Here is a 19,325-nt window from a genome sequence, read left to right as displayed (position 1 = left end):
ATTGTCTAGTTCTGACAATTATGATTTGCTCAGAAAAGAGAAGATTATTCTAAAGATAAAAGAAATTACTGGACAAGTTCCAATAAAAGAAGAGTATTTTTTAAAAGCGTTTACTCACAGATCTTATCTTGAACTCGCAAAAGAAAATATAAAATCTAATGAAAGATTAGAATTTTTCGGAGATTCAATTCTTGGTAAAATTACCGCGGAATTTTTATTTCATTATTTCCCAGATGCCGACGAAGGTTTCCTAACCAAAACAAGAGCTCAAATCGTAAACAAAAATTCCCTCGAATTAATTGGCTTTAATCTTAATTTGCATGATTTAATTTTTATCAATGAAAAATATTTATCAAAAGATAAAAAGAAAATCGGCAATATTGTTGCGGATTGTTTAGAAGCATTAATTGGAGCCGTTTATTTAGAATTTGGCGAAGTTACAACAAAAAAATTTGTAGATAACTTCATAATTATTCCGCAAATAAAAAATGACGATATTAAAGACGATAAAAATTACAAAGGTAAATTATTAGAATTTGCACACGCAATGAAATTGAATCAGCCAACTTATACAATAGTTGAGCAATTAGGACCACAGCATAATAAGATATATAAAATAAGAGTCGATGTTGAAAAGGATATATTTGGAATTGGAACCGGACCAAACAAAAAAACTGCGGAACAAGAAGCTGCCAAGCACGCGCTTGATTTAATAAATAGTTTAAAACCTAATGATATTCTTAATTAATTTAATAATATATTCGATTTGTTAAGACATTTCCTTAAATTTCTTTACTAAAATCTTTTCCATATAACACGAGTAAAATTTATGAAAGTATTTCAACATTATGATCGATTTGTTAATCGACATATTGCACATTCCGAAAATGAAATTTCTGAAATGCTGCAGACTATTGGAATTAAATCAATTAATGAATTAATTGAAAAAACTGTTCCTAATTCAATAAGATTAAATTACTTACCAAAACTTGATGAACCAATTAGTGAAAATGAGCTTCTTTACGAAATGCAAAAACTTGGAGAGAAAAACAAAGTATTTAAAAGCTACATTGGACGCGGTTATTATGGTACGCTAACACCTTCGGTAATAAAAAGAAATATTTTGGAAAATCCGGGCTGGTATACGCAGTATACACCTTACCAAGCAGAGATTTCACAAGGCAGATTGGAAGCTTTGCTGAATTTTCAGACCATGGTTGAAGAGCTTACGGCAATGCCGATAGCAAATGCTTCACTGTTAGACGAAGGAACTTCTGCCGCCGAAGCAATGAATATGCTTTTCAATTTAAGAAAAGGAAACAGAAAGAATGCGGATACATTATTTGTCTCCGATAAAGTATTTGTTCAAACAATCGATGTATTAAAGACAAGAGCAATTCCACTTGGTATTAAAATTAGAGTTGATGATATAAAAAATTTCAAATTTGAAGAAAACATATTTGCCGTTTTAGTTCAATATCCGAATGAAGACGGAAGCGTAATCGATTATACGCAGTTATTTTCCGAAGCAAAGGAAAAAGGAATTTATAAAATAGTCGCAGCTGATCTTTTAAGTTTATCATTGCTGAAACCTCCGGGTGAATTTGGCGCTGATGTTGTTGTTGGCTCAACACAAAGATTTGGAATTCCAATGGGATTCGGCGGACCTCATGCGGCTTATTTTGCAACCAATGAAGAATTTAAACGTTCCATTCCTGGAAGAATTATCGGAGTTTCAATTGATTCTAAAGGCAACCGAGCTTTGCGTATGGCTTTGCAGACACGTGAACAGCATATTAAAAGAGAACGCGCTACAAGTAATATTTGTACAGCTCAAGTTCTTTTGGCAATAATGGCCGGAATGTACGCCGTTTATCATGGTAAAAATGGAATACAAAAAATTTCCGAACAAATAAATGGATTGGCTAAGTTTTTATATGCCGGATTAAAATCAATGGGAATTGAAATTGTTTCGGAATATTTCTTTGATACAATTACTTTTGTGCTGAAACCAAATGAATATAATACTTTAAAAGAATTAATGCTTGAAAATGAGATTAACCTTTATTGGAATGAAAATAATCATGTCAGCGTTTCAATTGGTGAAGATTGTACTGTTGATGACTTGACCAAGTTATTGACATTGATTTCTTCTTCTGTAAACAAATCATTTGAAACGAATAATAAACAATTTGCAAGCATTCCTCAGCAGTTACAAAGAACGACTGATTATCTAAAACAACAGGTATTTGAAAAATATCATTCAGAATCAGAAATGATGAGATACATTAAAAGTTTGGAAAAGAAAGATCTTTCCTTAACTTCTTCAATGATACCATTAGGTTCATGCACTATGAAATTAAATGCGGCAACAGAATTATACTCACTTTCAAACTCTCATTTTGCCAATATTCATCCGTTTGCTCCTAAAGATCAGGTTGAAGGTTATTTGCTTATGATTGAAAAATTGCAAAATCAAATTGCAGAATTGACCGGATTGCCAGGAGTTTCATTACAGCCTAATTCAGGTGCTCAGGGAGAATATACCGGACTTTTGGTAATTAAAGCATTTCATGATGACAAAGGTGATTTTCATAAAAAAGTTATGTTAATTCCTTCTTCCGCGCATGGTACAAATCCTGCAAGCGCTGTTTTAGCAGGAAATAAAGTTGTAATCGTAAAGTGCGACGAAAAAGGAAACATTGATTTGGATGATCTGAAAATTAAAGCAGAACAAAATAAAAATGAGTTAGCCGGCTTAATGGTAACTTATCCTTCAACACACGGAGTTTTTGAAGAAAATATTATTGATATAACAAATGTTATTCACGAAAACGGCGGTCTCGTTTATATGGACGGCGCAAATTTAAATGCGCAGCTTTGCTTAACTAATCCCGCAAAAATTGGCGCTGATGTTTGTCATTTAAATCTTCACAAAACTTTTGCTATTCCGCATGGAGGCGGCGGTCCTGGTGTTGGACCAATTGCTGTTTCCGAGGAATTGAAAAAATATTTACCTGGTCATTCTGTTGTAAATCTTAATTACGAAAAACCAATTCATGCCGTTGCTTCAGCTCCGTACGGCAGTGCGAGCGTTTTAACAATATCTTATGCTTACATAAGAATGATGGGAGCAGAAGGATTAAAAAGAGCGACGGAAATTGCGATACTTAACGCAAACTATATTAAAGAAAAATTGAGTAAATACTGTAAGACTTTGTATAAAGGCGGAAAAGGATTTGTCGCTCATGAAATGATTTTGGATACAAGAGAGTTTAAAGTTAGAGCAAACGTTGAAGTTGAAGATATTGCAAAAAGATTAATGGATTACGGTTATCATGCTCCGACTGTTTCATTTCCGGTTGCCGGAACATTAATGATCGAACCTACTGAAAGTGAATCAAAATATGAACTTGATAAATTCTGTAACGCGATGGAAATAATATTTAGTGAAATTCAAGAAATTGAAAAAGGTGAATATTCAAAAGAAGATAACGTATTAAAAAATGCGCCGCATACTTTGAACGATGTAATTTCCGAATGGAATCATTCTTATTCTATTCAAAAAGCTGTAGCGCCAGTAGATTGGGTTGCGAAGAATAAATTTTGGCCGACAGTTAACAGAGTAGATAATGCTTACGGCGATAGAAATCTTGTTTGCAGTTGTGAACCAATTGAGTCATATAAATAATTAGGAAATAATGAAAGATACTTGTGAAATTTTAAAAAATTCAAAAACAATTGCAGTTGTTGGAATTTCAAGTAATCCATCAAAGACAAGCCGTTATATTGCCGAGTATTTAGTTCAAAATGGTTATGATGTTGTTGGTGTGAACCCTAACAAAAATTTTATTGATGCTGACGGAATCAAAGTCTACAATTCGTTAAAAGACATTCCGCATAAAATTGATATTGTTGATGTGTTCAGAAAATCTGAAGATATTCCGCAAATTATTGAAGAGATAAATGAAATTAATCCGAAAGTATTATGGCTTCAATTGGGTATTAGAAACGATAAGGCAGTAAAAAGTTCTATTGAAAAAGGAATTACCGTGATTCAAGATTCTTGTATAAAAATTGAACACTCATATTGCTTTTAAATTGAAAGTATTTAATTTGACACGATTTTTTTTAATTTTCATAGTAATTTCGTTTTCCAATATTTTAGGTCAAAATACGCCGACTGAAAATACTAAGGAAACTTTAATACAAATTGATTCAATTAGAATTTCCGGAAATGAAATAACAGAAGAAGAAATAATTTTACGTGAATTGGATTTTAAAGCCGGTCAAAAAGTTACAAATTCGCAGTTAGAATTTAATAAAGAAAGAATTTTCAGTTTAGGACTTTTCAACAAAGTTGAATTAAATGTACTTGAGGAAAAAGAATTACAGATTTTAGAAATAGAAGTTTTTGAAAGCTGGTATATTTATCCTTTGCCTTATTTAACTATCCGCGACAATAGAATTTCAAGAGCGTCTTATGGTTTAATGCTCATTTACAAAAATTTTAGAGGAAGAAATGAAACATTAACTGGGTTGGCTACATTTGGATACAATCCTAGTTATTCACTTTCTTATTTTAATCCTGTATTAATTTCCGGCGAAAATTTAACTTTTGGAATGAGTTTCGGCTATACAAGTATTTTGAACAGAACATTAATTTCAAAAAATCTTGCCGGTAAGAATTTTGAATTTGATTACTTATATTCGAATTTAACTTTAGGATACAGATTAAATCTTTTTAATTATTTATCGCTGTCGCCTTCGTTCGAATATTTTGAACTGCCGCCTTCGGTTTCGAGTGTTTCAGCATCAAAAACAAATATTGACAGAGTTTATTCGGCAATATTGCGTTATGAATTTGACAACAGAAATCTTAAGCAATTTTCAGATGACGGAATATTTGCCACAACAAGTTTCGCAAAAAAGGGATTTGGAATCAATAATGTAAATTTCAATATTCTTTCCGTTGATTTCAGAGAATATAGAAAATTATTCGGCGATCTTGCGGCAAAGTGGCGAGGATTTTACAGACATACTTTCGGTAAAAATGTTCCTTTTTATGAACTTTCTGTTTTAGGAGATTTCGAATTTATACGGGGACATAAATATGATAGACGAGAAGGGAATAATTATATTCTTGGATCGGCTGAGGTAAATTATCCAATAATAAAATCATGGGATCTGTCCTTATCTGTTCCTTATTTACCTACAAGATTAACCTCTGCAAGAATTGGAATTTATACAAATATATTTTTTGATACCGGCACGACTTATAATAACGGCGAGCCGCTTATCCTTAAGAACTTTGATTCAGGTTGGGGATTTGGCGTAACAATGTTGGTTTTGCCTTATAATGCGTTTAGATTCGAGTATTCTTTCAATGAATATGGTAAAGGTGAATTTATATTGGAATCTGGATTTTCATTTTAATAATTTTTTATCATGAATGAATTGAGCTTTATAGTAAAATCAGGCGGGATAGGTTTAATTTCCGGAATCGCTGTCGGGTTTATTTCAAAGAAAGTCTCTAAGATTTTAGTTTTTTTTATTGCCGCAGCTTTTATATTAATACAAGTCGCAGTTTACAATGGTTATTTTCAATTCGATTGGATTTCGTGGGGACATAAAGCGATCAACTATGTTAAAGACGCTGAAATTCCGACAAGTTCAATAGAAAACTTGATTTATAGAAACGTTCCTTTTGCTGTCGGCTCAGTACTTGGATTTATTTTCGGATTTAAGAAGGGATGATTAATATGACCTTTTCAGATACTGAATTTTATTATTCGTCTTTTCAAATTAATTCGAATGAACAAATAAAAATTATTGGTGAAGAAGCAAAACATATTTCTGCCGTAATGCGGCATAAAGTTGATGATGAGATTTATGTTACCAATGGAAACGGAAAAGTATTTAAATGCAGAATTACTTCGATAAATAAAAACGAAATTTTGCTGAAACTAATTGATAATTATACATTACAAAACAAATTCTCCAGCATTACGTTTTATATCCCAATATTAAAATTTGCTGATAGATTTGAATTTGCTTTAGAAAAAAGCGCCGAATTAGGAATAAAGAATTATAAAATATTTTCTGCCGATAAAAGTCATAATCGCGGTGTAAAAATTGACAGATGGCAAAATATTTTAATATCAGCGATGAAACAAAGTCTTCAGTCATTTATCCCGAAAGTTGAATTTATTGAATTGAAAAACCAAAATATTGATAACGATCGAAATATAATTTTTGAACAAAAAGCAGATTTAAGTTTTTCTAATTTCTTGTTAGAGCTAAAAGGAAAGCTAAGTAAAAGTGAGAATATAAATTTATTTTTCGGACCGGAAGCAGGTTTAATAAAATCAGATATTGATAAAATCGCTAATCCTGTTTTTGTTAAAATGAACGATAATCGTTTAAGATCGGAAACTGCAATAATTACCGCGGCTTCGTTAATTACAAATATTTTGGATTAGTTAATTATTAGATTCAAACCAATTTAATGCCGTCTCAAGATTTCTGTGGGTTCCCAATAAAATCAAAGTGTCAAATTTTCGAACTTTTTCCAATTCAATATTTTCCGAAATAATTCTATTATCTCTAACTATTCCTATAACTTTTATCAGATCATTCTTAACTGGCTCAATCGTCAAAATATCTTTATCAATTAATTTTGAACTTGAACTTATAAAGAACATCTCATTATCTTTTTGAATAATATCGGTCTCGAAAATATTCCATTCGTAATTTTTATTTTCTGTGGTGAAAAATTTATAATGTTCTTTTTTTAGAAGATTCGTTTGAAGCCTTGTTATGTTTCTTGGTAAATTATAATAATCTAAAATATGATTTATAAAAGTAAGAGATGTTTCCAAGTCTTGTGAAATAACCAAATCACCGCCAAGTTTATACATCTGCTCAACTTGAGTAATATAATTTGCTCTTACAATTAATTTTATTTTCGGATTAATTGATTTCGCTATTTTAATAGAGCGTTGAGTAGCTTCAATATCAGAAATTGCGATAACCAACAATGCCGCATTGTTTATTCCCATGGAAATTAAATTATCTCGTCGGTCAAGTTCACCGAAATAAATTGGGTAATTTAATTTTTTGAATTTGCTTACAGTATTCGGATTTGATTCAATTATAATAAATGGAATTCCCATTAACTTTAATACGTTGGAAATGTTTTTCCCGTTAACTCCGAATCCGGCAATTATTGTATGGTTTTTCAGATTTATTTTTTCAATAGATTCATGACCAACGACTTTTGTTTTTAATATATTTTTTTTAGAAATATTATCGGCAATTGAAATTAAAAGCGGAATGAAAAACATGCTTAATATTGAAGATGACAGCAAAAGCTGATAAGTAAAATCAGAAAAAAGTTTCGACTGATTTGACATTCGAAGCAAGATGAATGAAAATTCACCAACATGAGCCAAACTAAGCGCTGTAAATATTCCAATGCTCATTGGATTTTTCAGAAATTTAAAAATTCCTAATATGATCATTCCTTTTACTAAAATTATTATTAGCGCGACAATTAAAATTGGGAAATAGTTATTCGCAAGAAATTTCAGGTCAATAAACATTCCAATTGAAATAAAAAATATTGAGTTAAATAAATTTCTGGACGGTATTAATTCTGTGTTTACATGATGCGCATGTTCTGTATCTGAGATAGACAATCCAGCTATAAATGCACCCATCGCAAGTGAAGCGCCAAGTTTGTAGGCGGCTAATGAAACACCAAAAATAATTACAAAAATAGTTACAATAAATAATTCTGCTAGTCTAAGATTTATAATGATTTTAAAAAGTTTTGGAATAAAATATTTACTTAATAATAGCAATGCGGTTAAACTTATAACAGAAATAATAACATCGTAAAAAAGATTTAATGAAAATCCCGTGGATGTAGTTAAGATAGGCATAAAAATTAAAAACGGAATTAACACTGCGTCTTGAAATAACAAAATACTAATTATCTTTAATCCTGAAGGTGTATTTAACTTATCGGTATCTTTTAGATTTTTTAATATTATTGCCGTACTGCTTAGCGATAAAGTAAATCCGATAAACAACGATTGTGAAATTGCCAATCCAAAAAAGTAACTTATTATTCCCAACACAAAAAGCGTTACAATTACCTGCAAACCCCCGAAAATAAAAAAATCTTTTTTAACTTGATTTATTTTATCTAAAGAAAATTCCAAGCCGATAGTAAACATTAATAGAATTATTCCGATTTCGGCTAAAATTTCTATCGCCGAAATATTGCTGACAAGACTTAAAGCCGAAGGGCCAATTAAAATTCCGGTAATCAAAAATCCAATCAATACCGGAATTTTTAATTTTGTAGCAATTAGTATAATAAAAATTGCGAGTGACAATAGTACGATAACATCTGTGAGTAGAGACATATTTAATAATAATTACTTTTATCGCAATTTAAATAAAGTAAGATAGTTATGTAAATAAATTTTAATAATTGAGATAGATTTTACTCTATCTCAACAAAATTATTATATTTTATATCTAAAAGACCAGATAAAATTTCTGCCCGGCGAAACCAATCCCGAACTGTAAGGTCTGTATCTTTGATCGGTAATATTTTCAATACCGCCGCCGACAGAAATGTTTTTTAATACTTTATAATCAATTTTAAAATTTAAAGTATACCAACTTGGCGAAAACGGATTGCCGTCTTTATCAATGGCATAAATATAATTTTTAGTTTTTTCTTCCTCCGGCATATTTTTATAAGATATTTCACCATTGGCAATAGTAAAGAAATCCAGTTTAATATCTTTTGATAAATAAGTTAAATGCACTGCACCGTTAAGTGGTGCGGCATGCCGCAAAGGACTTTTACTTCCGTCATCTAAAACTTCTTCACCTTTTTGATAATTCGCGAAAATTGAAGATCCGAAACCGTGTGGAATTTTGAACTCAACTCCCGCTTGAATTCCCCAAATATTTGCGTTTGCCGCATTTTGAATTGCTTGAACTTTACTCATTTCACCTGAATAAAGTATGCTGTCCAATCCGTTAAGCGTGAAATCTCTTCTAACTATTGCATTATCTAAATAAGTATAATAAGCTGTAAAATCAATTTTACAGAAATTATTAATTACTTTTGAAATTCCCGCATCTAAATTATAGGCGAATTCTGCTTTCAGATTTGGATTCGGGACAATAACTGATCCAGGTTCAGAATCAAACACTTTACCCAGATCATCAACATTTGGAGAACGGAAACCGGATGAAAGATTAATATTAAAAGATGTTGATTGATCCGGATTATAAACTAATCCAATACTTCCAGAAAAAGCTCCTTCATTTAAATCAGCAGTAGTGAAGGGGAATGGGTAAAATGTTGTGTCAAAATCCGCGTTCAATTTGAAATAGCTGTATCTAATTCCAGTTTCAAAAATTAATTTACCAGTAAAATTATTTTTATAATTCAAATATGCGGCAATAGAATTCCATTTTGCTTGAGGATATCTTGAAGCACCTTTGATAGATTTTTTTTGAGAAATATCGAAATCCTCTCCTGTAGATTGAACGTCGTTAAAAACTTCTTCCAATCCATAAATCAAAACTGAATTATCAGAAAGATCTTTTATCATATCAAGATTGACTGACAGCGCGTTTACTTTTTCATATTTATCAAATCGCGTAATTTTATTTAAATCTCTGTCATGTCTGCTTTCTTCAAATTTTTGATGCGCCAAACGCAATACTAAATTGTTATACAAAGCATTTGGTTCATTATTGGTTATGCTTAAATTGTTCATCATCCATACTTGCGGACCGTAATACCATTCGGCGCTTCTCGGTATACCATTTTTATATCTTAAAAGCCTGTCATATCTGGAATAATTTGATGTTGTTGAATAATGAAATCCGTAATCAAATTTAAGATTATCATTTAAGGCAAAACTAAATTTCTGCATCAAATTTACTTGAGAATATTCTACGGATCTTTGTATTAACGGATCATTATTTGTAAAAACGGCATCATTGCCATTTATTCTTTGTACATATTCTTCACGTAAATATTCCTTAGGTCCGAATTCACCCATTTTAACATTGCCGAAATCGGAAAATGTTACGCTTGTAAGCGCCGCAAAATTTTTCCAGCCTAAGTTAAAATTAAAATGTCCGGTGTTTTCATTATTCGCGGATGAGTTTCGAATTACAGCAGTTCCATTAACAAAGATTTCATCATTCAAACTAAAATGAGGCTGAAGTGTGTAAAAGCTCATTACTCCGCCAATCGCGTCGCTTCCATAAATTACTGATCCCGGACCAAACATTATTTCAACATTTTGCAGCGCAAAATTATCTAATGAAATAACATTTTGAAGATTTCCGCTTCTGAAGATGGCGGTGTTCATTCTAATTCCATCCACAGAAATTAAAAGCCGGTTGGTTGCAAATCCTCTTATCATTGGACTTCCGCCGCCTTGCTGACTTTTTTGAATGAAAACCTCATTTGTAGAATTTAATAAATCCGCTGTTGTTTGTGTATTTTGAAATTCTATATCCATCGCGGAAATATTAATTATCTTTGAAGGAACTTCATTCATTGGTTGATTCCATCTGGTCGCGGAAACAACAACTTGGTCTAATGAAATTTTAGTCGGGATTAGCTTAATTATATAATTTTGTCCTTCAATTTCATTATATGATTTGCGAAGAGTTTCATAACCTATGTGTGAGAAAATAATTCCTTCCGAATTCTTAAGATTACTTATTTCGGCATTTCCATTATTATTTGTCGTAATATATGAACTGCCGTTTTTTGTTTTTATTATAACTGAAGACAAAGCTTCAGAAGTTTCTCCATCCATCACAGTAATTACTTGTGCGTTTAATACACATGAAATCACAAATAGAAAAGAGAATAGAAAAAATGCTTTCATTCCTTATCCTTTCATGAATTGTTAATATTTGCTATAGATAAATAATGCGGAATATTAAACTTTAGGAGGAGGATAGTTTGGAGAAATATTTAAACTTTCATATGGATTTATCAAAGAATGGAAATATTTTTCTAAACGTTTTGATTTGATATTAAAATAAAAGATTTGCTGAATAAGATAATAATTTGAAGCGCTTGCTACAAGCTGATTAAATGATTTGCTAGATTTATTATTTTCTTCAAGTGAATTTAACAATAATGTAAATAATCTTTTATTTAGTTCAGTTTCTTCTTCATCCATCCAGCACAAATAATAAACTGAATCTTCCGAAATTCGAGTTTCCACAACATCATACATCTTTTGGTTAAATTCAAATTCTTTTGAGTGTTCCCATTCCAATTTCGTAGAAATTTCATCCTTACTAAATTTTAATAATGTAAAATCTTCTTCATCTAGTTTTGTTATCAGCATTTTTTTTACATTTTTTTGTATCATAATCCTTTCTAATTGATACAACGTAAACGATAACCAAAAAGGTAAAAGCAGAATAAATATCAAAAGTATGGAAATCGTTTTTTTCAAGGTTACAAACTAATTAAATATTATAAATAATTCTTTTAACCAATTTTTCAAATTTTTCCTTTGCTAGATCAGCAGTTTCCATTACTTCTTTATGAGAAAGTTTTTGAGGTGAAATTCCCGCAGCGTAATTAGTAATTAAAGATATTGAGGAAACTTCAATTCCATAATAAGCGGCAAAAATCGCTTCATGAACAGTAGACATTCCAACGGCATCCGCGCCTAGTTTCCTCTGCATAATTATCTCAGCAGGAGTTTCATAAGTAGGACCTTTATTATACCAGTAAGTGCCTTCTTTTAAAAATATATTTTCCTCGAGAGAAGATTTCTTAATAATTTCGTTAAAAGATTTTGAAGGTAAATTATACAGGTTATTTTTTTGCTCAATTGATGGAATGCTAAGAACATCCGAAATTTCTTTTAGAATGTTATTGGAAATAAAACCGGAACAAAGCATTAAATCACCTGGAACGAAATTGGAATTTATTCCGCCCGCGGCATTTGTCGCCAATAGTTTTTTGACTACAAGACTGCACGATATGAAAGAAGGAATAATACATTTATCAATTGTATAGCCTTCATAAAAATGTATTCTGCCTTGAAAGATCAAAACCTTTTTACCGTATAATTCAGCAAAGTGTAAGTATCCTTTGTGACCTTCAACCGTTGAAAGGGGATAATCCGGAATTATATTTGTTGGAATTGATTTAATTATTTCAATTTTATTCGCAAAATCACCGAGTCCGCTTCCAAGAATTAATGTTACTTCAGGTTTAAACGGAATTTCAGAATTTAAATAGTTAATAAGATTTTTATATTTGAATGCAAGATCGATCATTAAAATAAAATTCCCGCTAAAGTTGCCGTCATTAATGTTGAAAGGGAACCTGCTAAAACTGCTTTTAATCCAAGACTTGCCAAAGCTGTTCTTTGATTAGGAGCAATAGGCGAAATGCCGCCAATTTGAATTGCAATAGAACTGAAATTGGCAAAACCGCAAAGCGCGTAAGTCGCCATAATAATTGCTTTCTCATTAACCATTTCTTTCATTTTAATTAAGTTGGTTAAGTCAAAGTAAGCAACAAATTCGTTAAGAACTACTTTTGAACCAATCAAACTTCCAAACTGCAAAGCGCTTTCGCTCGGAACACCGATTGCCAATGCCAAATATTGTAGAACAATTCCGAAAATCAATTGAAGATTTAAAGGTTTATTATACGTTTCCATTAAAATTGAATTGAGCCCTGTTATTCCGCCGATGAATTCTAGGAAATAATTTGTCAACGCGATCAATGCTATAAAAGCCAATAACATTCCCGCAACGTTTAATGCTAATTGAAGTCCGTCGGAAGCACCCAATGCTGCTGCTTCAATTGTATTTGAAGCGGTTTTTTCAACAGAAACTTTTACTGTACCTTTAGTTTCGGGTTCTTCAGTTTCCGGAAATATTATTTTTGAAATTAAAAGCGATGCCGGCGCCGCCATAATACTTGCACCCAATAAATGTGACGCGAATAATAATTGAGCCTGTGTAATTTCAAGACCCATTGCTTCACCATAAGATTGACTCAGCATTTGAATATACGCCGCCATTACTCCGCCCGCAATAGTAGCCATTCCGCCTGTCATTATTGTAAGAAGTTCACTTTTTGTTAAACCTTTTAAATATGGCTTAATCATTAATGGCGCTTCAGTTTGTCCCACAAAAATATTCGCAGAAACAGAAAGTGATTCGGCTCCGCTTGTACCCATTAATTTTGACATAATAACAGCCATAATTTGAACTACTTTTTGCATTATTCCAAGATGATAAAGAACGCCCATAAGTGTTGCAAAGAATATAATGGTCGGCAGCACTTGAAACGCAAAGAAGAAACCAAGTGAGCCTTCAGAGCCGGGAGATTTTGCCAAATTGCCGAAAACAAATGTCGCTCCGTCTGTTGTGAAATTAAGGATAAGTACAAAAAAGCTGCTTATCCATTTAAAGAGTAATTTAGGCCATCCTAATGGAGCGAAAATTGTTCCTAAATAACTTCCTTTAATTATAAAAATGGCAAAAACAATTTGCATAATTAAACCGGACGCTACTAGTCTCCAATTGATTTTTTTCTTATTGTTTGAAAATAAAAAAGCAATTAAAAGAATTACAATGATTCCGAGCAGCCCTCTTAAAACAGAAATAATATCCATAATTATTCCTCGGTTGGTATATAATGACATTTTCTGCAGCGGGCTTCATAACTGTCAGAAGCTCCTACAACAACTCTTTCTTTTGTTTTTATGGTTCTTTGTGTTTTGTCGGCGGGATTACCGCATTTAACACAAATTGCTAAAGTTTTTGTAATATATTCAGCATGAGCAAGCAGCTGTGGAATTGGTTCAAAAGGAATGCCTCTGTAATCTTGATCAAGACCGGCGACAATAACTCTTTTTCCTTCATTTGCCAATTTATTGCATACATTTACAAGATCATCAGAAAAAAATTGTGCTTCATCAATTCCGACAACATGTGCTTCTTTTGAAAATTCCAATATTTCATTAGGTGTTTCTACAACTTTGGAAGCAAGAGATTGTTCGCTGTGCGAAACTATTTCATCTTTAGAATATCGATCATCGATTTTTGGTTTGAACACAATTACATTTAACTTTGCAATTTTTGCTCTTCTTAATCTTCTTATTAATTCTTCTGTTTTTCCGCTGAACATGCATCCGGCGATAACTTCAATCCAGCCAGTATTAACCGGTGATGAGTGAGGTGTAAATTCCATCATTTTGTTAATGATTCCTTATTGAATGAAAATGGTAAAAGTTCTTCCATAGTTAGAATCCTAATCTCATTATTTTTGTTGGTCAAAATGACTTCCAAATTTTTTCCGCATATTTCTATCAGAACTTGACGACATGCTCCGCAAGGTGAAATGAAATCATCGGAATCGCTTGTTATGGCAATTGTTTTAAATTTAGTTTCACCTTCAGAAACGGCTTTGAATACTGCGGTTCGTTCTGCGCAATTTGTTAATCCGTAAGAAGCATTTTCAACATTAACGCCGGTATAAATTTCGCCGCTTTCACTTAGCAGCGCGGCTCCAACTCTAAAATGAGAATAAGGTGCATAAGCTTTTAATTTTGCTTCATTTGCTAATTGAATTAATTCTATGTAGTTCATAATTCACTTAAATTAATTGTTAAAAATAGTTTTAAAGAATATTAAAACAAAGTTTACTTTTACCATTTATTTCTTCTGGTAAAACTAAAAACAAAATTAATAACTAATAATATTTCATAAATAATTTGAAGATAGATTATTTCGAAAACACTGAATTTATATGAAAAATCCTTCGAAAATGAAATAATAATAAAAATATCTGTAACAATTTTAATTAAAAATGGATATATAAAATTTGAGTTGTAAAAATAAAAGAATGGAAGCGACAAAAATAATAAATTCAAAAAATGCCATGTGCCAAGCAAATATTTTGTTTTGGAAGAATAGTAAATTGAAGTTGAAGTATGACGGGATTTTTGTAAAATATAATCAGTGATATTTTGTTTTGAATCGGAATAAACAATTGCGCCATTATCTGTTACAATTCCAATCTTCATTTTATTTTTAATTGCTTTTTGTAAAAGCAAATCGTCATCGCCGCTTAATGTTTTTGTTTGATTTTCAAATCCCGAAATATTGAAAAACGAATCTTTCTTAAACCCAAAACTTCTCGATGCCGCAGAATAGGGAAATCCGGAATGCGCAAATGAAAACGTCAGAATATGCGTCCACAAATTATCAAAACAAGAAATTTTATTTGCCATTGTATTTGTTTGATAATATGGCGCTTTACCGAAAACAAAATCATACCCTTCATTGAACTTATTTGAAAAAGATTTTAGCCAATTATCTAAAGGTTTGCAATCAGCGTCTGTTATCAAAATGTATGGAAATACTGAGCGATCAATTCCGAATTGAATGGCTCCGCGTTTTCCTTCAAATATTTTATTTTTCGCTTTATAAATTGAAAAATTGTTTCTTTCGGATATTTCGCTTTGAGCTATTTTAAGAGTGTCGTCATCGGAATTGTCGTCAATAATTATAACCTCAAAATTATTTTTACCATAATTTTGATTTGATAGGCTTTTAATTATTTGGCAAATATTTTTTTCTTCATTTTTCGCGGCAATTACAACGCTGATCTTTAATTCATTGAAATTATTTTTTATTTGTACAGAAGATTTGAAATCAAAAAATATTACAATATAAATGAAAAATAAAAATAGTAAAAAGAATAACATTAGAAATCCTCTTCTAATAACCATTCCTCTGCAAGTTCTTCGCTTACTTCCGCAATAAAACGAGAAGGCTTTGATAAAGTCATGCCGTTGTGTCTGTCAAAAATGTTCATCGGATAAGAAATATACAGATTTTGTTTTGCTCTTGTTGCGGCAACGTACATTAGTCTTCTTTCTTCCTCAAGACTTTCAATTTTATCATAACTCATACTCGAAGGGAAAAATCCTTCAACCGCGTGTATAATAAAAACAGTATGCCATTCCAAACCTTTTGCGGAATGGATTGTTGATAATGATAGAATCTCTTTTTCTTTATCTTCTTCAGATACATCAGCCAAACTTTCTAACGGTGGTTCGAGCGCCATATCGGTTAAAAGGGAATTGAGCGATTTATAATTTTCCGTAATATTTATGAAAATTTCCAAATCCTTTTTTCGTTTATTAAAATCATCATAAATACTTTTAAATATAGGTTCATAATAATCCAAAACAATTTCGGCCAATTCTGTTGGCAATTGTCTGCTTGAATGAATTCTATGCAAAGTTAAGAATAAATTGTAAATATTTTCTTTGTAGCTTTTATTCAAAGTTTTTTCAGGATGTGATTTAATGTTAATTTCTCCGGAGTTAACTTTCTCAATAATTTCTTGAGCTTTCTTTGGTCCAATTCCTTCATGCAGAAGCAGCACACGATACCAGCTAATTACATCTTTTGGATTCTCGGCAATTCTTAAAAACGCAAGTACATCTTTAATATGAGCCGTCTCAATAAATTTCATACCGCCGAATTTTTGATAAGGAATGTTTGCTTTATTTAATTCAATCTCTAAATCAAAAGAACTGAAGGATGAACGAAATAAAACCGCAATATCATTTAAAGGAATATTTTCTTCACGTAATTCCAAAATTCGGTCAACGATGAATTTCGACTGCATGTTTTCCGTTGAGGACGCAATTATAGCAGGCAGTTCGCCGCCGCTTTTATGAGTAAAAAGCTGCTTTGGATATTTTTCGATCGCGAATTCGATAATGTGATTTCCAAAATCCAAAATTTCTTGAGTACTTCTGAAATTTTCTTCTAGCATGATGATCTTTACATCTTTAAATAATTTCGGGAACTGCATTATATTTTTAAAATTTGCTCCTCTGAAAGAATAAATTGATTGCGAATCATCGCCGACTACCATAATATTATTATTATGTTGAGCAAGACCAAGAATAATATCAGCTTGCAGTTTATTTGTATCTTGATATTCATCCACCATAACATATTTTATGGTATTTGTTAAAACTTGAGATTTTATTTTATCATTAAGGAATTCTTTCAGGTAAACGAGAAGATCATCATAATCTAAAAGTAAACTTCTTTTTTTATAACTTTTATATAAGTTGGAAATTTCGGTTAATTTATCTAGAGTATCTGAAAAATGCGGGAATTCTTCGATTAATATTTCTTCAATAGACTTTCCGGTATTAACATTTAAACTTATGATTTTTGCGATTGTTTGTTTGTTCGGAAATCTTTTTTTAAGCTTAATAAGGTCAAGCTGAGCTCTTATTAAATTTATTACGTCTTCACTGTCGCTTTGATCAAGTATCGTAAAATTCGGATCAAGATTAATTAATTTCGCAAATTTTCTTAATGTAATATTTGCGAAAGAATGAAAAGTTCCTCCGTTTATCTTAGAACATCGTGAATCGAGCAGTACCGCGGCTCTGTTCATCATTTCTTTTGCAGCTTTTCTCGTAAACGTTAACAGTAAAATTGATTTTGGGTCAATTCCCATTTCCACTAAACGCGCAACTCTGTAAACCAAAGTTCTGGTCTTTCCGGTGCCGGCTCCGGCAATAACCAAAAACGCTCCTTCTGTTGAACTTACCGCTTCATATTGCGCTGGATTTAATTCATTGACATAATCAATTTCAAACTTGCTTTCATCAAATTTAGGTTTTTGAATTTCAAGTTTGTTGATTTTCGTTAATCGATATTTTTTTTGCATTATTTACGGAGAGCTTTTGGCTTACTTAAAATTTCTTGAATAATAATATAATTTTTCAAACTGTTTTTGTCTTCCAACAATTTTGCGAAACGATTTATTTTTTTCTGTTCATGAATACTAATGTTTTGACCTTTAAATAATTGCCTTTTTTCTTTTGCCGAATTTATTTGAGTTTTATGGGCTAAATATTTTTCGGTATAGTTTTCTTCAGTCCCTTCGTTAATTTCTTCAAGTCCTTTTTCATCATCATAATCTTCATACTCAACTTTTTTATTATCTAAAGATGGCAAATTTTCAGAATAATTTACCGGAACCTGAGTTTTCTGAGGTTCCGGCAATTCTAATTTAAAACCAAGAATATTTTCTAGAATTTTTGTGCCTGTATTTTGATAATCTATGTTTTTATTTACACTTTGGGGCATTTTCATTGGCTTAACCAATGGAGGAATCTTACTTTTATCCTTTTTCTTTTTAGAAGATAAAGCGCTAAGAATAAAAATAATTATTATTATGATTTGAATATAATCTTCCATTTATTTTTTCTCTGTTTCTGAGTCGCCTTTTGCTATTGAATTTCTCATACTTGTATCAGATTGAACATTTTTAAGGTTATAATAATCCATAATTCCCATATTCCCGCTTCTGAACGCCTCAGCCATTGCCATAGGAATTTCAGCTTCAGCTTCAACTACTTTAGCGCGCATTTCTTGTTCTAAAGCAACAGCAGCAGCGCGCCTTTCTTCTGCTTTGGCTCTGGCAACTTTTAAATCAGCTTCAGCTTGATCCGCTTGTAATATTGCGCCGATGTTTGTACCAACATCAACATCTGCAATATCAATTGATAGAATCTCAAATGCGGTTCCGGCATCCAAACCTTTTGCAAGAACAGATTTAGAAATATTGTCCGGATTTTCTAAAACAACTTTATGTGTCTGACTTGAACCAATTGTTGAAACAATTCCTTCGCCAACTCTGGCTAAAACGGTTGCTTCACCGGCACCTCCAACAAGTCTTTCTATATTAGCCCTTACCGTAACTCTAGCAATTGCCTTTAATTGGATACCGTCTTTTGCAACAGCCGCAACTAAAGGAGTTTCAATAACTTTAGGAACAACTGACATTTTGACCGCTTCTAAAACATCTCTTCCGGCAAGATCAATTGCCGCAGCTTTTTCAAAAGATAAGTCTAAATTAGCTTTGTTGGCAGATATTAAGGCATTAACAACTTTTGTTACGTTTCCTCCGGCAAGATAATGAGCTTCTAATGCGGAAGGTTCCAATATTAACCCGGCTTTTGTTGCGGCAACTAGATTTCTAACTATAGTAACCGGAGAAACTTTTCTAAGTCTCATACCAACTAAATCTCTAAAAATTTTAAGTTTAACGCCAGAAAAATATGCGGTTATAAAAAGTCCAATTGGTACAAAATAGGTAAAAAGAATAAGTAAAAATACAATTGCAACAATTACAACTACTGAAAGACCAGTAAATGCTTCCATGTTTACTCCTTGCTATTCAT

General features: G+C 31.7%; 17 protein-coding genes. 6 read left to right on the top strand and 11 right to left on the bottom strand.

The features are described from left to right. Position 1: 1 nt before the first annotated feature. From rnc to IPK06_06950, 6 genes are all read left to right on the top strand, one after another. Positions 2-748, top strand: a complete 747-nt coding sequence (gene rnc / locus IPK06_06975) for a ribonuclease III (protein ID MBK7979736.1) — start codon at positions 2-4, stop codon at positions 746-748. A gap of 81 nt (positions 749-829) precedes the next feature. Then, positions 830-3,691 (top strand): aminomethyl-transferring glycine dehydrogenase, encoded by a 2,862-nt coding sequence (gene gcvP, locus IPK06_06970; protein MBK7979735.1) that lies wholly within the window; start codon positions 830-832, stop codon positions 3,689-3,691. A 10-nt stretch (positions 3,692-3,701) separates the two neighbouring features. Next, positions 3,702-4,100, top strand: a complete 399-nt coding sequence (locus tag IPK06_06965) for a CoA-binding protein (protein MBK7979734.1) — start codon at positions 3,702-3,704, stop codon at positions 4,098-4,100. A gap of 16 nt (positions 4,101-4,116) precedes the next feature. Further along, complete coding sequence (locus IPK06_06960; GenBank protein ID MBK7979733.1) at positions 4,117-5,436, top strand: hypothetical protein; 1,320 nt, start codon at positions 4,117-4,119, stop codon at positions 5,434-5,436. Between the two features lie 12 nt (positions 5,437-5,448). Beyond that, complete coding sequence (locus IPK06_06955; GenBank protein ID MBK7979732.1) at positions 5,449-5,757, top strand: FUN14 domain-containing protein; 309 nt, start codon at positions 5,449-5,451, stop codon at positions 5,755-5,757. 5 nt (positions 5,758-5,762) lie between these two features. Beyond that, on the top strand, positions 5,763-6,482 hold the full coding sequence (locus tag IPK06_06950) for a 16S rRNA (uracil(1498)-N(3))-methyltransferase (protein ID MBK7979731.1): 720 nt from the start codon (positions 5,763-5,765) through the stop codon (positions 6,480-6,482). On the opposite strand, the gene IPK06_06945 is transcribed toward IPK06_06950, so the two are convergent. From IPK06_06945 to floA, 11 genes are all read right to left on the bottom strand, one after another. Beyond that, on the bottom strand, positions 6,483-8,435 hold the full coding sequence (locus tag IPK06_06945) for a cation:proton antiporter (protein ID MBK7979730.1): 1,953 nt from the start codon (positions 8,433-8,435) through the stop codon (positions 6,483-6,485). Between the two features lie 102 nt (positions 8,436-8,537). Next, a complete protein-coding gene (locus IPK06_06940; GenBank protein MBK7979729.1) occupies positions 8,538-10,943 on the bottom strand; it encodes a TonB-dependent receptor in 2,406 nt (801 codons plus the stop codon). A gap of 54 nt (positions 10,944-10,997) precedes the next feature. After that, positions 10,998-11,438, bottom strand: coding sequence for a hypothetical protein (locus IPK06_06935; GenBank protein MBK7979728.1), 441 nt, complete (start codon positions 11,436-11,438; stop codon positions 10,998-11,000). A 100-nt stretch (positions 11,439-11,538) separates the two neighbouring features. Continuing rightward, a complete protein-coding gene (locus tag IPK06_06930) occupies positions 11,539-12,360 on the bottom strand; it encodes a purine-nucleoside phosphorylase (protein MBK7979727.1) in 822 nt (273 codons plus the stop codon). Beyond that, positions 12,360-13,712, bottom strand: coding sequence for a NupC/NupG family nucleoside CNT transporter (locus IPK06_06925; GenBank protein MBK7979726.1), 1,353 nt, complete (start codon positions 13,710-13,712; stop codon positions 12,360-12,362). The genes IPK06_06930 and IPK06_06925 overlap by 1 nt, the downstream gene beginning before the upstream one ends. 2 nt (positions 13,713-13,714) lie before the next feature. Beyond that, entirely contained in the window at positions 13,715-14,290 is a 576-nt protein-coding gene (locus tag IPK06_06920; protein ID MBK7979725.1) for a thymidine kinase, read from the bottom strand. Beyond that, positions 14,290-14,688 (bottom strand): cytidine deaminase, encoded by a 399-nt coding sequence (gene cdd, locus IPK06_06915; protein MBK7979724.1) that lies wholly within the window; start codon positions 14,686-14,688, stop codon positions 14,290-14,292. The genes IPK06_06920 and cdd overlap by 1 nt, the downstream gene beginning before the upstream one ends. Before the next feature lie 59 nt (positions 14,689-14,747). After that, positions 14,748-15,809, bottom strand: coding sequence for a glycosyltransferase (locus tag IPK06_06910; protein ID MBK7979723.1), 1,062 nt, complete (start codon positions 15,807-15,809; stop codon positions 14,748-14,750). Next, on the bottom strand, positions 15,809-17,806 hold the full coding sequence (locus IPK06_06905; GenBank protein ID MBK7979722.1) for an ATP-dependent helicase: 1,998 nt from the start codon (positions 17,804-17,806) through the stop codon (positions 15,809-15,811). The genes IPK06_06910 and IPK06_06905 overlap by 1 nt, the downstream gene beginning before the upstream one ends. After that, positions 17,806-18,339, bottom strand: a complete 534-nt coding sequence (locus IPK06_06900) for a hypothetical protein (GenBank protein ID MBK7979721.1) — start codon at positions 18,337-18,339, stop codon at positions 17,806-17,808. The genes IPK06_06905 and IPK06_06900 overlap by 1 nt, the downstream gene beginning before the upstream one ends. Then, positions 18,340-19,305, bottom strand: a complete 966-nt coding sequence (gene floA / locus IPK06_06895; GenBank protein MBK7979720.1) for a flotillin-like protein FloA — start codon at positions 19,303-19,305, stop codon at positions 18,340-18,342. Positions 19,306-19,325: the final 20 nt, after the last annotated feature.

It is taken from the genome of Ignavibacteriota bacterium, assembly GCA_016713565.1.
Taxonomy (GTDB): Bacteria; Bacteroidota; Ignavibacteria; order Ignavibacteriales; family Melioribacteraceae.
The sequence above is the reverse complement of the archived record's forward strand: the minus strand, read 5'-3'. Positions and strand labels throughout refer to the sequence as shown.

Coding starts and splice junctions, on each gene's coding strand:
- IPK06_06910 (MBK7979723.1), bottom strand. CDS start 15,809: ATGTTATTCTTTTTACTATTTTTATTTTTCATTTATATTGTAATATTT.
- IPK06_06920 (MBK7979725.1), bottom strand. CDS start 14,290: ATGGAATTTACACCTCACTCATCACCGGTTAATACTGGCTGGATTGAA.
- IPK06_06950 (MBK7979731.1), top strand. CDS start 5,763: ATGACCTTTTCAGATACTGAATTTTATTATTCGTCTTTTCAAATTAAT.
- IPK06_06965 (MBK7979734.1), top strand. CDS start 3,702: ATGAAAGATACTTGTGAAATTTTAAAAAATTCAAAAACAATTGCAGTT.
- IPK06_06945 (MBK7979730.1), bottom strand. CDS start 8,435: ATGTCTCTACTCACAGATGTTATCGTACTATTGTCACTCGCAATTTTT.
- IPK06_06940 (MBK7979729.1), bottom strand. CDS start 10,943: ATGAAAGCATTTTTTCTATTCTCTTTTCTATTTGTGATTTCATGTGTA.
- IPK06_06905 (MBK7979722.1), bottom strand. CDS start 17,806: ATGCAAAAAAAATATCGATTAACGAAAATCAACAAACTTGAAATTCAA.
- IPK06_06955 (MBK7979732.1), top strand. CDS start 5,449: ATGAATGAATTGAGCTTTATAGTAAAATCAGGCGGGATAGGTTTAATT.
- floA (MBK7979720.1), bottom strand. CDS start 19,305: ATGGAAGCATTTACTGGTCTTTCAGTAGTTGTAATTGTTGCAATTGTA.
- IPK06_06930 (MBK7979727.1), bottom strand. CDS start 12,360: ATGATCGATCTTGCATTCAAATATAAAAATCTTATTAACTATTTAAAT.
- IPK06_06925 (MBK7979726.1), bottom strand. CDS start 13,712: ATGGATATTATTTCTGTTTTAAGAGGGCTGCTCGGAATCATTGTAATT.
- IPK06_06900 (MBK7979721.1), bottom strand. CDS start 18,339: ATGGAAGATTATATTCAAATCATAATAATAATTATTTTTATTCTTAGC.
- gcvP (MBK7979735.1), top strand. CDS start 830: ATGAAAGTATTTCAACATTATGATCGATTTGTTAATCGACATATTGCA.
- IPK06_06935 (MBK7979728.1), bottom strand. CDS start 11,438: ATGATACAAAAAAATGTAAAAAAAATGCTGATAACAAAACTAGATGAA.
- cdd (MBK7979724.1), bottom strand. CDS start 14,688: ATGAACTACATAGAATTAATTCAATTAGCAAATGAAGCAAAATTAAAA.